13 protein-coding genes are annotated in these 12,653 nt (G+C 65.5%); 6 read left to right on the top strand and 7 right to left on the bottom strand.

Translation table 11 applies throughout. From position 1 onward, the window contains the following. Nucleotides 1-159: 159 nt before the first annotated feature. Nucleotides 160-594 carry a hypothetical protein gene (locus tag ACODTJ_RS22675; RefSeq protein ID WP_488850128.1) on the bottom strand — a complete coding sequence of 145 codons (435 nt, stop codon included), beginning with the start codon at nucleotides 592-594 and terminating at the stop codon, nucleotides 160-162. A 304-nt stretch (nucleotides 595-898) separates the two neighbouring features. Here ACODTJ_RS22675 and ACODTJ_RS22670 point away from each other — a divergent pair, with 304 nt between their 5' ends. Then, a complete protein-coding gene (locus tag ACODTJ_RS22670; protein WP_488850126.1) occupies nucleotides 899-1,066 on the top strand; it encodes a hypothetical protein in 168 nt (55 codons plus the stop codon). Nucleotides 1,067-1,518: 452 nt separating this feature from the next. Next, nucleotides 1,519-2,361: a MipA/OmpV family protein gene (locus tag ACODTJ_RS22665; protein WP_454657321.1), complete on the top strand. Its 843-nt coding sequence runs from the start codon at nucleotides 1,519-1,521 to the stop codon at nucleotides 2,359-2,361. A 108-nt stretch (nucleotides 2,362-2,469) separates the two neighbouring features. Here the strand turns inward: ACODTJ_RS22665 and ndk are convergent, their stop codons facing one another. Beyond that, on the bottom strand, nucleotides 2,470-2,892 hold the full coding sequence (ndk, locus tag ACODTJ_RS22660) for a nucleoside-diphosphate kinase (RefSeq protein WP_454657322.1): 423 nt from the start codon (nucleotides 2,890-2,892) through the stop codon (nucleotides 2,470-2,472). A gap of 164 nt (nucleotides 2,893-3,056) precedes the next feature. Here ndk and ACODTJ_RS22655 point away from each other — a divergent pair, with 164 nt between their 5' ends. Beyond that, a complete protein-coding gene (locus ACODTJ_RS22655) occupies nucleotides 3,057-3,191 on the top strand; it encodes a hypothetical protein (RefSeq protein ID WP_280528818.1) in 135 nt (44 codons plus the stop codon). 43 nt (nucleotides 3,192-3,234) lie between these two features. On the opposite strand, the gene ACODTJ_RS22650 is transcribed toward ACODTJ_RS22655, so the two are convergent. Continuing rightward, nucleotides 3,235-3,504 (bottom strand): hypothetical protein, encoded by a 270-nt coding sequence (locus ACODTJ_RS22650; protein ID WP_454657323.1) that lies wholly within the window; start codon nucleotides 3,502-3,504, stop codon nucleotides 3,235-3,237. A 363-nt stretch (nucleotides 3,505-3,867) separates the two neighbouring features. Here ACODTJ_RS22650 and ACODTJ_RS22645 point away from each other — a divergent pair, with 363 nt between their 5' ends. After that, complete coding sequence (locus ACODTJ_RS22645) at nucleotides 3,868-4,254, top strand: DUF2147 domain-containing protein (RefSeq protein WP_454657324.1); 387 nt, start codon at nucleotides 3,868-3,870, stop codon at nucleotides 4,252-4,254. Between the two features lie 126 nt (nucleotides 4,255-4,380). Here the strand turns inward: ACODTJ_RS22645 and ACODTJ_RS22640 are convergent, their stop codons facing one another. The 4 genes from ACODTJ_RS22640 to gatB all read right to left on the bottom strand — a co-directional run bounded on the left by ACODTJ_RS22640 (nucleotide 4,381) and on the right by gatB (nucleotide 7,717). Continuing rightward, the gene (locus tag ACODTJ_RS22640; protein ID WP_454657325.1) at nucleotides 4,381-5,088 is read right to left on the bottom strand and encodes a glutathione S-transferase N-terminal domain-containing protein; all 708 of its coding nucleotides are present in this window, start codon (nucleotides 5,086-5,088) and stop codon (nucleotides 4,381-4,383) included. Between the two features lie 119 nt (nucleotides 5,089-5,207). Then, on the bottom strand, nucleotides 5,208-5,696 hold the full coding sequence (locus tag ACODTJ_RS22635) for a GNAT family N-acetyltransferase (protein ID WP_454657326.1): 489 nt from the start codon (nucleotides 5,694-5,696) through the stop codon (nucleotides 5,208-5,210). Nucleotides 5,697-5,724: 28 nt separating this feature from the next. After that, nucleotides 5,725-6,231, bottom strand: coding sequence for a GNAT family N-acetyltransferase (locus tag ACODTJ_RS22630; protein ID WP_454657327.1), 507 nt, complete (start codon nucleotides 6,229-6,231; stop codon nucleotides 5,725-5,727). A 4-nt stretch (nucleotides 6,232-6,235) separates the two neighbouring features. Next, a complete protein-coding gene (gene gatB, locus ACODTJ_RS22625; RefSeq protein ID WP_454657328.1) occupies nucleotides 6,236-7,717 on the bottom strand; it encodes an Asp-tRNA(Asn)/Glu-tRNA(Gln) amidotransferase subunit GatB in 1,482 nt (493 codons plus the stop codon). Between the two features lie 382 nt (nucleotides 7,718-8,099). Here gatB and ACODTJ_RS22620 point away from each other — a divergent pair, with 382 nt between their 5' ends. Together ACODTJ_RS22620 and ACODTJ_RS22615 are read left to right on the top strand one after the other, a co-directional pair. After that, a complete protein-coding gene (locus ACODTJ_RS22620; protein ID WP_454657329.1) occupies nucleotides 8,100-9,254 on the top strand; it encodes an efflux RND transporter periplasmic adaptor subunit in 1,155 nt (384 codons plus the stop codon). 121 nt (nucleotides 9,255-9,375) lie between these two features. Beyond that, nucleotides 9,376-12,567, top strand: a complete 3,192-nt coding sequence (locus ACODTJ_RS22615) for an efflux RND transporter permease subunit (protein WP_454657330.1) — start codon at nucleotides 9,376-9,378, stop codon at nucleotides 12,565-12,567. Nucleotides 12,568-12,653: the final 86 nt, after the last annotated feature.

The raw sequence follows: 12,653 nt of genomic DNA, 5'->3' as shown, positions 1-12,653 counted from the left end.
CCCAACAGCCATGCCGCTCGATCGTTGGGATCGAGCGGATCACGATGTGGACCTGCGGCAGAATGGCTCAGCCGCGCTGACAGCTTCTGTCAGCAGTCTGTCAGCAGCAAGGCGCACTTGTCGAGAAGCATGCGCAGCCTCCTCGACTCACCGTTCAGCTTAGAACGGCCGCTTCAGCTTGCACTGGTCGATGAACTGCAGGCCCTTCTGGCAGGCCGTGTCGTTGAAATAGCCGGTGTCGCGGAAAGCCTGGATCTCGTCCTTGGTCATCGCCGCGACCGTGCCCTTGGCGTAGCAGCTGCAAGGGGTGTGGACAGCCTCGCGCGTCGTGCCCATGAGCTGCGACTGCGTGACCAGGCAGGCGTCGAAGGCGCGCAGCTGGATCATGTAGGGGGTGAGGTTCTTCGCCGTCGGATCGGGCGGCGGCAAGGTCGTCGAGCTGCTTGCAGCATAGGCCGAAACGCTCGCCAGAATCGACAATCCACCGGCCAGAACGACCGCACCCATCCGCCGCATCTTCATGATTCCGCCTGCCCTTCGAGAACGGAGCGCAGCGAAGACCACGATGCCGAGCTCGTACTCCGGCATGGTCATAGAGCGGCGCCGAGGTCAAGAGGCGGATTGTGACAGGAATGCCGATTTCATCGGCTGTGCGCCCCGTTCGACGCGCCTGCAGGCAGGATAAGCCTCCATGCCTTTCGTCCATGCGACCGGCAGATCGCAACCCGGCCAGCCGGAGCGAGTTTCGGCACCCATTTGGGGGTTGCCGCGCCGACCAGCGACATCGCCAATGCGAAGCTAGGAAAGCGGAGACGGCCCGCCCCTGAGTCGAATCCAGCCTGACAAACGGCCGCTACGCCCAGCAAGGCTGCGGTCACCTGATTTGTGGTGCCATGTGATGGACGATCCCGAGCGGCAGCGGTCTGCCTCCGATCTCCCGCGAGACGAGGCGAAAGCCGGAAGCAAGATCATGAGCCTGTTGCTCATGAGCGCCATCACCGTGACGATGGCGGCCTGGATCATCTTCCTGGGCTGGGCGGCGCGGTCGATCCTCGGCGACGGCTAGTCGATCTCGGGCGCACGCTCGGCCAATTCGAGGAACACCGCTGCGCAGAGCAGCCAGAGGATCGCCACTTCCATCATCGCCGATCCTCCTGGAGTGCCTTTCGACCGACATCTCCGGCCTCGCGGTCCATTCTCTCCATCATCGATTAACGCGCGGTAATCGCGCCGCCGGCGGGCCCATGTCCGTTCGCCGACCCCTGCCCGCTTCACGCCCCTGGAACATGCGCAGAACGATGTTGTTCCGCGCGGCCGCGTTCCGCCGCAGTCCGCGGCAAAAACCGTGAGACACCGCGAAGCGAAGCGGTACGAAAGCCCCTGCCCACGGAACCGCAGACGCAATCCATTGATATCCCTTAAGATAACGAATCGGGAACCTTAACCGCGCATTAAACCTCGTCCGCCAGATTGCCGGCATCGCCTATCGGAGACGCCATAGCGTCGGAGTTCTGGATTATGCGTTGCGTTGCGTATCTGGCGGGTCTTTCGACCTGCCTCACCCTGTCGCTGCCGGGCCAGGCCCAGGCCCAGTCGAGGGACTACTCGACCCTGACTTCGCCCCAGTCGGCGCAGAACTGGTACATCACGCTGGGCGCCGGCGTGCGCTACCAGCCCGACTACACCGGCTCGGACGATTATGTCTTCCGGGCTCGCCCGATCATCTCGCTGGGCAAGGGCCTGAAGAGCACCTGGTGGAGCGCAGAGGACGACGCGATGCTGAGCATCGGGGTCTTCTCCGGCCAGGGCTGGCGCATCGGCTTCTCGGGCGACCTGCTCTGGAAGCGCTCGGCCAAGGTCAATCCGGCCCTCGTCGCCATCCCCGCCACCAAGTTCGGAGCCGAGCTCGGCGGCTTCGCCGAATTCTACCCGACCTCCTGGCTGCGCGGCCGCGTCGACCTGCGCCGCGGCATCGCCGCGCATGACGGCGTCGTCGCCGACTTCAAGCTCGACGCCTTCTCCACCGTCGGGACCTGGACGCTGGGCGTCGGCCCGCGCATGCGGATCGCCTCGGCCGATTATGTCCGGACCTATTTCGGCACCGGCGGCGCGATGCCCGGCACCGGCGGCCTGCTGCAACGCTACAATGCCGGCGTCCATTCGGTCGGCGCGCTGGCACAGGTGACCTATCACTGGTCCGACCAGCTCAAGACCACGGCCTATGTCGAGTACAAGCGTCTGGTCGGCGACGCCACGCGCTCCCCGATCGTCAGGCCGTTCGGCTCGCGCGATTCGCTCACCTTCGGCCTGTCGGCGAGCTATTCGTTCGACACCGGAACGAACTACTCCTTCGGGCTCTGAGGAGCCGCCACGCCGTGCAGGGCCCCGCCCTGCCTCGGCGCGGGACACGCAAAAGAAAAGGCGGGCCGGAAACCGGCCCGCCTTTCTGCTTTTCAGCGGTAGCTGAAATCAGCCGACGATCTCGTTACCCGCGAAGAACTGCGCGATCTCGATCGCAGCCGTCTCCGGAGCGTCCGAGCCGTGCACGGTGTTCTCGCCGACCGAGAGGGCGAAGAGCTTGCGGACGGTGCCCTCGGCGGCGTTGGCCGGGTTGGTGGCGCCCATCACTTCACGGTGCTTGGCGATGGCGTCCTCGCCTTCCAGGACCTGCACGACGACCGGACCGGAGGTCATGAACTCGACGAGCTCGCCGAAGAACGGACGAGCCGCATGGACGGCGTAGAAGGTCTCGGCCTGGGCCTTGGTCATCTGGATGCGCTTCTGCGCGACGATGCGCAGGCCAGCCTTCTCGAAGACCGCGTTGACCGCGCCGGTGAGATTGCGCTTCGTCGCATCGGGCTTGAGAATGGAGAAGGTACGCTGGACAGCCATCGATCGATCCTTGGAACGGGTACGGAAAAAGGAAATGCGGCGCGCTTATAGCTGCCGCCTTCGCACCCCACAAGGCTCGTGCGCAGGACCGCCATGCCGGAAATCCATGAGCCGGCGGATCAATTCGATGCTAGATTGAGGCGTTGACGACAAGGAGCCTGCCTATGCTGCTCATTGGTCTCGCCTTCGCCAGCTGCCTGGCGCTGCTTTGTGAAATCCTGTCCGTAACGCCCGATTCCATCACCAGGGATCGCAGGGGCAACCAGCCCCCGCCCTCGGGCGGCGTCGCGGCGTTCTGAACGGCGCCGCAAGGCGCCATCCTGCCGGATACCGAACGTGGCCTCAGTGCCGCGTCAGGAAAGCGCGGGCCTCGCGCAGCGCCGAGGCGATCTGATCGCGATCCATCTCGAGCGCAAGCTCCTGGCGATGCGCCGCCGCTCGGGCACAGCCACGGGCGAAGGCGACGTTGAACCACATCTGCGCCTTGACCAGGTCGATGGCGCCGGCGCGCCCGGAGGCATGCATCAGGCCGAGTTCGTAATAGGCTTCCGCCGACACCTCCGCCGGGATCACCAGCGAAGCGGGAACCGCGTTCATCTCCATGCGAGCCATGATGAAAATCCCCTTGCACCCTCTTGTCGTTGCGCCGGCCACCCGTCCAAAGGCCCCGGCTGATGAGTGCGAGAGTGGAGCCGATCTTTAAAATGCGTCCTAAATTTCGCGATGAATCGAGTCTCAACGAGACGTGATCAGGCGGTTAAATCAACAAAGGATTCACCGCGGAATCGCAAGAACGCCAATGATTTCAGCACCATGATCTTACGTCACTTCCGCGCTCGTTGAGGATGGATTCACCTTGCGTAGCGGAAGCAGCGGAAACCTCTTCCGTAGCGGCAGCTTGGAGGCCGGTCAGATCCGCGATATGGTTCACATCTGAACCATGCAGACATGGCTGGTCGAATACGGGAGGATCGGATGCGTCACGGAACCGGATCGAAGCTCGCGGCCTTCGCGGCGCTGGGCCTGCTGGCCAGCGTCTCGGCTGCTGCGTCTCAGGACGTCGTCGGCACCTGGGAGCGCGATACCGGCGCCTCACGCGTGCGCTTCACCAAATGCGGCGATGCGCTCTGCGGCTCGCTCTCCTGGCTCAAGGACGAGAAAGGTCCGGCCAAGGTCGGCCAGCGCATCTTCTATGACATGAAGCCGAACGGCGCGAACAAGTGGAGCGGCAGCGCCTTCAACCCGGAAGACGGCAAGACCTATTCGGGCACGATGACGCTCGCGGGCAGCACGCTGACCACAGCCGGCTGCGTCATGGGCGGGCTGATCTGCCGATCGGTGAAGTGGAACCGGTCGAACTGAGGCTCGCCGTCATGCTCGCCCCTGTGGCGAGCATCCACGTCTTGAACACGGCATTCGACCAGCCAGCACGTGGATGGTCGGGACAAGCCCGACCATGACGGCTGCACCTGTGATGACGACCTGCGCTCAGCGCGCCTTCTGGCCGAAGAGGATCGCCTTTTCCTGGGGCGTGCTGATGCCGGCGGGGTTGCGCAGTTCCTCGCCGACCTTGATGCCGCGCTGCACGGCGGGCCGCGCCAGCATCGTCTCCAACCAGCGCGCGACATTCGGGAACTGCCTAATGTCCTGGCCCTGCTTTTCCCAGCCACGGGCCCAGCCGATGCAGGCCATGTCGGCGATGGAATAGTCGCCACAGATATAGTCGCGGCCTTCGAGGCGCTTGTTCAGCACGCCGTAAAGCCGGTTGGCCTCGTTGGTGTAGCGGTCGATCGCGTAGGGCACGGGCTCGGGCGCGTAGAGGCGGAAATGGTGGGTCTGGCCGAGCATCGGGCCGAAGCCGCCCATCTGCCAGAACAGCCACTCATCGACCTCGACACGGCCGCGTTCGTCCTGCGGATAGAACTTGCCCGTCTTGCGGCCGAGATATTGCAGGATCGCGCCGGATTCGAAGACCGAGATCGGCTTGCCGTCCGGCCCGTCGGGATCGACGATCGCCGGCATGCGGTTGTTCGGGGAGATCGCGAGGAAGTCCGGCTTGAACTGGTCGCCCTTGCCGATGTTCACCGGGACGATGGTGTAGGGCAGCCCGGCTTCTTCGAGCATGATGGTGATCTTGAAGCCGTTCGGCGTCGGCCAGTAATAGAGGTCGATCGGCTTGGCGGGGGCTTCGGACATTGGTCGCTTCCTTTCAGGCGGTAGGCCTCGTTCCGAAACCTAGGAAGCGTGCGAAGGCCCCGGAAGGGGTTGCGGCCCGCTTCCGGCGCGGTCGCGCCATGCCCTGAGGGCGGGCTCGCTCAGGGCGAGAGCGCCATCTTGAAGCCCTCGTGGCTCTGCACGAAACCGAGGCCAGAGTAGAAGCGATGCGCGTCGGGCCTGGCCTTGTGCGAGGTCAATTCGACGAGGCCGACGCCCTTCTCGGCCGCGAAGGCAATCGCGTGGCGCATCATGATCGCGCCGATGCCCCGCCCACGGGTCTCCGGCGCGACGTGGACGCTCTCGATCTTGGCGCGGATGCGCCCGCGCTCGGCCATGCCCGGCAGGACGGTGATCTGGTAGGTGCCGACCACCCTGCCCTCCAGCTCGGCGACGAAGAGCGTGTTGTAGGGATTGGCGGAGACCGCCTCGAAGGCCTTGAGATAGACCGGGTCCTGCGCCTCGGCGGCGATCTCATCCGGCGTGCGCTTCTGCACCGAGGCGCCATGCATGATCAGTTCCGCGACGCGCGGCACATCGGCCTTGACCGCCTCGCGCATGCGGATTTCGGAAGCGTCGGTCTTCGTCATAGGCCTGTCTCGTCCGTTATGCGCCTGCTCAGGCGACGAAGAGGCGCTTCGCCATCAGCAGGGTGTTGGGCGTGTCGTCGCGCCCGTCGAAACGGGCCTGCCTCTGCAGGAAAAAGCCCATGCGCTCGTAGAAGGCGATAGCCGGCTCGTTCTGGCTCTCGACTTCGAGCCGCGCCACCGGCGCCTCGGGAAAGCAGGCGAGCGCAACCTGCAACAAGGTGCGGCCGATGCCGACACCCTGCCGGGTCGGCAGGACGTAGAGCCGCGTCAGCAGCGCCGCGCCGTCGCGCTCTTGCCGGGCCGATGCCGTGGCGACGATCTCCTCGCCGACCAGCGCGACGAGGAAGACGCCCTCGTCGCGGCCGAGCTGCGCCTTCAGGTTCTCAAGGGAGTGCCAGGCATTGGTGATCTCGGCGACGCGCTGCCAGCCATAGATGCCGTCATAGGTGGCGTGCCAGGTCTCGACCAACAGAGCCCTGACCGCCGGGAGATCGGCGGCTTGGGCGTCGCGGATGACGAGATCGGCGGGCGTCACATGATCACTCGATGCCGAGCTTTGCTTTAAGGATCTCGTTCAGGGCCTGCGGGTTGGCCTTGCCGCCCGAGGCCTTCATCGCCTGGCCGACGAACCAGCCGAGCATGGTCGGCTTGGCCTTGACCTGCTCGACCTTGTCGGGATTGGCGGCGATCAGCTCGTCGACCGCCTTCTCGATGGCGCCGGTATCGGTGACCTGCTTCATGCCGCGGGCCTCGACGATCTGGCGGGGGTCGCCACCTTCGGTCCAGAGGATCTCGAACAGATCCTTGGCGATGCGGCCGGAGATCACGCCTTCGCCGATCAGGTCGACGAGGCCGCCCAGCTGCGCGGCCGAGACCGGCGAGGTGGTGACGTCCTTGCCTTCCTTGTTGAGGCGGCCGAACAATTCGTTGATGACCCAGTTCGCTGCGGCCTTGCCGTCGCGGCCCTTGGCGACTTCCTCGAAATAATCGGCCTGGTCGCGCTCGGCGACCAGCACCGAGGCGTCATAGGGCGAGAGCCCGTAGGTCGCGATGAAGCGGGCCTTCTTGGCGTCCGGCAATTCCGGCAGAGCGCCCTTCAGGCTCTCGACGAAGGCATCGTCGAATTCGAGCGGCAGCAGGTCCGGGTCCGGGAAGTAGCGGTAGTCATGCGCTTCTTCCTTCGAGCGCATCGAACGGGTCTCGCCCTTGCCGGGATCGTAGAGGCGGGTTTCCTGGTCGATCGTGCCGCCATCCTCGATGATGCCGATCTGGCGGCGCGCCTCGGTCTCGACCGCCTGGCCGATGAAGCGGATCGAGTTGACGTTCTTGATTTCGCAACGCGTGCCCAGCGGATCGCCCGGCTTGCGCACGGAGACGTTCACGTCGGCGCGGAGATTGCCCTTCTCCATATCGCCGTCGCAGGTGCCGAGATAGCGCAGGATGGTGCGCAGCTTGGAGACATAGGCCTTGGCCTCGTCCGCCGAGCGCAGGTCCGGCTTGGAGACGATCTCCATCAGCGCGACGCCCGAGCGGTTGAGGTCGACGAAGCTCATCGTCGGGTGCTGGTCATGGATCGACTTGCCGGCGTCCTGTTCCAGATGCAGCCGCTCGATGCCGACGGTGATCTGCTCGGTCGGCGAGAGATCGACGGTAATCTCGCCCTCGCCCACGATCGGACTCTTGTACTGGCTGATCTGGTAGCCCTGCGGCAGGTCCGGGTAGAAATAGTTCTTGCGGTCGAAGACCGAGCGGTTGTTGATCTGCGCGTTGAGGCCGAGACCGGTGCGCACCGCCTGCCTGACGCATTCGGCGTTGATCACCGGCAACATGCCCGGCATGGCGGCATCGACGAGGCTGACATGCTCGTTCGGCTCCGCGCCGAAACCCGTCGAGGCGCCGGAGAACAGCTTCGCATTGGAAGTGACCTGCGCATGGATCTCCATGCCGATCACGATTTCCCAATCGCCGGTCGCACCCTTGATCAGCTTCTTCGGGTCGGCGGGGCGGGCATGCGCGTTCATCTGGACTCTTCCGGCTGCTAGAGCCGGATCCGATCAGGTGGAAACCTGATCGGTGAATCCGTCTCTAAGTTATAACAGAGGACGCGTGACCCGATCGGATTGCAACGCAATCTGATCTGCGCGTGCTCTAGTTGCCTACGCGTTACGATGTCGGCGGGCGGGCGGCAAGCTTCCGTTGCGCCGCAGCCGCCTTCACGAGCCCTCGAGACATCCCGCCGCGTTGCGCTCCTGCAACCAGATGGCGGGAATGTGGCTTATGTGGCGCAATATTGCACGATTTGACGGGTGATGGTTCTTGACATTCGTCACTCGCCAACCCTTCTTGCGCAAAATGCCGGAAACCCCCATTGGTTGTGCCGGCTCGTTACCCCGGAGTTCCGTCATGTCACGCAGCCGTTTCATCGGTCTGGTGCTCACCGCCGCCTTCTCGTCGACCGCCCTGACGGCTTTCGACGCTGCCGCGCAGGGAGCTCCGCCGGCCCCTCCGGTGCAGGTCGCCAACCCGCTCGCCAAGCGCATCACCAACTGGGACGAGTTCACCGGCCGCTTCGAGGCCAGCGAGCAGGTCGACGTGCGCGCCCGCGTCTCCGGCTTCATCGACAAGGTGCACTTCCGTGACGGCTCCCTCGTCCAGAAGGGCGACCTGCTCTTTACCATCGATCAGCGGCCTTACAAACTGGCCGTCGACGTGGCCCGCGCCGAGGTCGCCCGCGCCACGGCCCAGGTCGAGCTCGCCCAGAACGAGGTCGAGCGCGCCGAGGGCCTGACCCAGAACCGCACGATCACGGCCCGCGACGTCGACCAGCGCCGCGCCAACCTGAACAGCGCGATCGGCTCCCTGCAGGGCGCCGAAGCCAACCTGAAGAACGCCGAGCTCAACCTCGAATGGACCGAGGTGCGCGCGCCGCTCGCCGGGCGCATCTCGAACCGCCGCGTCGATCCGGGCAACCTGATCGCCGGCGGCCAGTCGGGCGCCTCGCTGCTGACGACCATCGTCGCGGTGGCGCCGATCTACTTCACCTTCGACATCTCTGAGGCCGACTTCCTGCGCTATACCCGGATGAGCAATCCGCGCGAGCAAGCCGCCAAGGACAGCGGCGCGGTGGTCGAGGTGCGTCTCTCCGACGAGCCGAAATGGGGCCGCAGCGGCAAGGTCAACTTCTTCGACAACGCGCTGAACTCCCGTTCCGCCACGATCCGCGGCCGGGCCGTGTTCGAGAACAAGGACCAGTTCCTGACGCCAGGCGTGTTCGGCCGCCTGCGCTTCTTCGCCGGCGAGTCCGACGCATTGCTGGTGCCGGACACGGTCATCGCCTCGGACCAGGCCAACAAGATCGTGCTGACGGTCGGCCCCGAGAACAAGGTTGTTCCGAAGCCGGTCGTGCTCGGGCCGCTCAGCGAGGGCCTGCGGGTGATCCGCTCCGGCCTCACGGCGCAGGACAAGGTGATCGTCGGCGGCAACGCCAATCCGATGGTCCGCCCGGGCGTCGCCGTCTCGCCGCAGCCCGGCGAGATCAAGATGGCCGCAACGAACTGAGCGCCTGCCGCGCCGGCTTTCCGCAAGAGCCCGCGCTCGCCTTTCGGGCCATGCCAGGCCCCGCACTGAATCACGGACGCCACCGGGCGCCCGCCCGCCTTATTCCGGCCAGGACATCCCCATGTTCCGCTTCGCCCATTTCTTCATCGACCGGCCGATCTTCGCCACCGTTCTCTCGGTGCTGCTGACGATCGCCGGCGCCATCGCGCAGCGCTCGCTGCCGATCGCCGAGTATCCCGAGATCGCGCCGCCCACGGTCTCGATCACAGCCACCTATCCCGGCGCCTCGGCCGAGACGGTCGCCGCCACCGTGGCGACGCCGATCGAGCAGGAGGTGAACGGCGTCGACGACATGCTCTACATCACCTCGCAGTCGACCGGCGACGGGCGGGTGACCATCAACGTCGTCTTCAAGGGCGGCACCGACATCGACCAGGCGCAGGTGCTGGTTCAGAACCGCGTCTCGCAGGCCGAGGCGCGCCTGCCGCAAGACGTGCGTGCGCTCGGCATCCAGGTCCGCAAGGCCTCGCCCGACTTCCTGATGGTCATCAACATGATCTCGCCGGACGGATCGCGCGACGCACAGTACATTTCGAACTACGCCTCGCTCTACGTGAAGGACGTGCTGACCCGCGTCGATGGCGTCGGCGACGTGCAGGTCTTCGGTGCGCGCGACTTCTCGATGCGCATCTGGCTCGACCCGGCCAAGGTCGCGGCACGCAACCTCACGGCTGCCGACGTCGTCGCCGCTCTCCGGGCCGCGAACGTGCAGGTCGCGGCGGGCGCGCTGAACCAGCCACCGGCGAAGTCCGACGAAGCGTTCCAGTTCTCGGTCAACACGCTCGGCCGCCTGACCGACGTCTCCGAATTCGAGAGCATTGTCGTGCGTTCCGATGCGGATGGCGGCACGATCCGCGTGCGCGACATCGCCCGCGTCGAACTCGGTTCGCAGGACTACACCACCAACGCCTATCTCGATAACCGGAACACGGTCGCCATCGGCGTCTTCCAGCGCCCGGGCTCGAACGCGCTCGCAACCTCGGACAAGCTCATCGCGACGATGGGCGAAATGGCCAAGCAGTTCCCGGTCGGCCTCGAGCACCGCATCATCTACAATCCAACCGAGTTCATCGGCGAATCCGTCGACGCGGTCGTGCGGACGCTGCTCGAAGCGATCGTGCTCGTCGTGATCGTGGTGATCCTGTTCCTGCAGACCTGGCGCGCCGCGATCATCCCGATCGTCGCGATCCCGGTCTCGCTGGTCGGCACCTTCCTGGTGATGAGCGCGGTCGGCATCTCGTTCAACACGATCTCGCTCCTGGCGCTGGTTCTCGCCATCGGCATCGTCGTCGACGACGCGATCGTCGTGGTGGAGAACGTCGAGCGCTATCTCGCAGAGGGCCTCTCACCCAAGGAAGCCGCGCACAAGACCATGGACGAGGTCGGCGGCGCGCTGCTCGCGATCGCGCTCGTGCTCTGCGCGGTGTTCATCCCGACCGCCTTCATCAGCGGCCTGCAGGGCACCTTCTACCAGCAGTTCGCGGTGACGATCGCAGCCTCGACGGCGATCTCCTGCTTCGTCTCGCTGACGCTCTCGCCGGCGATGTCGGCCGTGCTGCTCAAGCCGCACAAGAAGCATGACGAGCACGAGCAGCACGGCTTCTTCTACAAGCTGGGCGCCCCGATCCGCTGGTTCTTCCACTACTTCAACGCCGGCTTCGACTGGCTGTCGCGCACCTATGGGCGCGTCACCTCGCGGCTCATCCGCATCGCGGTGATCCTGCTGATCGTCTATTCCGGCCTGATCGCGGCCACCGTCTGGGACATCCGCAGGACGCCGACCGGCCTCGTGCCACAGCTCGACCGTGGCTATTTCATCGCCGTGCTCCAGCTGCCGCCCGGCTCGTCGCTGCAGCGTACGGACGCCGTGCTGCGCAAGGCCAACGAGATCCTGCTGTCACGCCCTGGCGTGGCGCATACCGTCGCCTTCGCCGGCCTCGACGGCGCGACCTTCACCATCGCGCCGAACACCGGTGTCGCCTTCGTCACGCTCGCGCCGTTCAAGGATCGCGAGAAACTGGGGCTGACGACGCAGGGCATCTTTGCCGATCTCCGGCAACAGATGTTCGGCATCTCGGAAGCGTTCACCTTGCTGATCGAGCCGCCGGCCATCCCAGGCATCGGCACCGGTGGCGGCCTGAAGGGCTATGTGCAGGATCGCGGCGGCCGCGGGCTCACCGCGCTCGAAGGGGCGGCCTGGATCGTCGCCGGCTCGGCCAGGCAGGTTCCAGGCATCCAGCAGCCCTTCACGCTGTTCTCGACCAAGACGCCGCAGATCTATGCCGATATCGACCGCACCAAGGCGGAGATGCTCGGCGTGCCGGTGACGCGCATCTTCGAGACGCTGTCGGTCTATATGGGCTCGGCCTATATCAACGACTTCAACCTGCTGGGCCGGACCTATCGCGTGACGGCACAGGCGGATAATCCCTTCCGCCTGACCACCCGCGACGTCGCCAATCTCAAGACCCGCAACGCGGATGGCGAGATGGTGCCGATCGGCTCGATCGCGTCGTTCCACGACACGACCGGCGCCTATCGCGTGCCGCGCTACAACCTCTATCCGGCAGCCGAAGTGCAGCTCTCGATGGCGCATGGCTATTCGACCGGACAGGGCATCGCGGCGGTCGAGAAGATCGCGGCGGAGCGCCTGCCGGCAGGCTTCGGCTTCGAATGGACCGAGATCGCGCTGCAGGAGAAGCTCGCGGGCAATACCGCGGTCGTCGCCTTCGGCCTCGCGGTGGTGTTCGTCTTCCTGCTGCTGGCTGCGCTCTACGAGAGCTGGCTCCTGCCGCTCTCGGTCATCCTGATCGTGCCGATGTGTATCCTGGCGGCGATGTTCGGGGTGAATTACGCTGGGCTCGACCGCAACATCCTGGTCGATATCGGCCTGGTGGTGCTCGTCGGCCTCGCCGCGAAGAACGCGATCCTGATCGTCGAGTTCGCCAAGCAGGCCGAGGACGAGGGCATGAACCGCCGCGACGCGGCCGTCGCTGCCGCCCGCACCCGCCTTCGGCCGATCCTGATGACCTCGATGGCTTTCATCCTCGGCGTGCTGCCGCTGACGGTGTCGGTCGGTGCCGGCGCGGAGATGCGCCAGGCGATGGGCATCGCGGTGTTCTCAGGCATGCTGGGCGTGACGATCTTCGGCCTGATCTTCACCCCGGTGTTCTACGTGATGGTGCGCTGGCTGGCGGACCTGCGCGGGAACAAGCGCAAGGCGACGGCGGCCGAGCCGACCGGGGCGCATTGACGCCACTCTCCTTCCGGGGTGCTCGCGCATCCCGGAAGGCGAGAGATAACCAATATGAAAAGGGGCCGCATCACTGCGGCCCCTTT

It is taken from the genome of Allobosea sp. FG18, from assembly GCF_057809495.1.
The sequence above is the reverse complement of the archived record's forward strand: the minus strand, read 5'-3'. Positions and strand labels throughout refer to the sequence as shown.

What these genes read in the sequence shown, in the direction of transcription:
- ACODTJ_RS22675 (WP_488850128.1), bottom strand. Translation starts at nt 594, where the DNA reads ATGACCATGCCGGAGTACGAGCTCGGCATCGTGGTCTTCGCTGCGCTC.
- ACODTJ_RS22670 (WP_488850126.1), top strand. Translation starts at nt 899, where the DNA reads ATGGACGATCCCGAGCGGCAGCGGTCTGCCTCCGATCTCCCGCGAGAC.
- ACODTJ_RS22665 (WP_454657321.1), top strand. Translation starts at nt 1,519, where the DNA reads ATGCGTTGCGTTGCGTATCTGGCGGGTCTTTCGACCTGCCTCACCCTG.
- ndk (WP_454657322.1), bottom strand. Translation starts at nt 2,892, where the DNA reads ATGGCTGTCCAGCGTACCTTCTCCATTCTCAAGCCCGATGCGACGAAG.
- ACODTJ_RS22655 (WP_280528818.1), top strand. Translation starts at nt 3,057, where the DNA reads ATGCTGCTCATTGGTCTCGCCTTCGCCAGCTGCCTGGCGCTGCTTTGT.
- ACODTJ_RS22650 (WP_454657323.1), bottom strand. Translation starts at nt 3,504, where the DNA reads ATGGCTCGCATGGAGATGAACGCGGTTCCCGCTTCGCTGGTGATCCCG.
- ACODTJ_RS22645 (WP_454657324.1), top strand. Translation starts at nt 3,868, where the DNA reads ATGCGTCACGGAACCGGATCGAAGCTCGCGGCCTTCGCGGCGCTGGGC.
- ACODTJ_RS22640 (WP_454657325.1), bottom strand. Translation starts at nt 5,088, where the DNA reads ATGTCCGAAGCCCCCGCCAAGCCGATCGACCTCTATTACTGGCCGACG.
- ACODTJ_RS22635 (WP_454657326.1), bottom strand. Translation starts at nt 5,696, where the DNA reads ATGACGAAGACCGACGCTTCCGAAATCCGCATGCGCGAGGCGGTCAAG.
- gatB (WP_454657328.1), bottom strand. Translation starts at nt 7,717, where the DNA reads ATGAACGCGCATGCCCGCCCCGCCGACCCGAAGAAGCTGATCAAGGGT.
- ACODTJ_RS22620 (WP_454657329.1), top strand. Translation starts at nt 8,100, where the DNA reads ATGTCACGCAGCCGTTTCATCGGTCTGGTGCTCACCGCCGCCTTCTCG.
- ACODTJ_RS22615 (WP_454657330.1), top strand. Translation starts at nt 9,376, where the DNA reads ATGTTCCGCTTCGCCCATTTCTTCATCGACCGGCCGATCTTCGCCACC.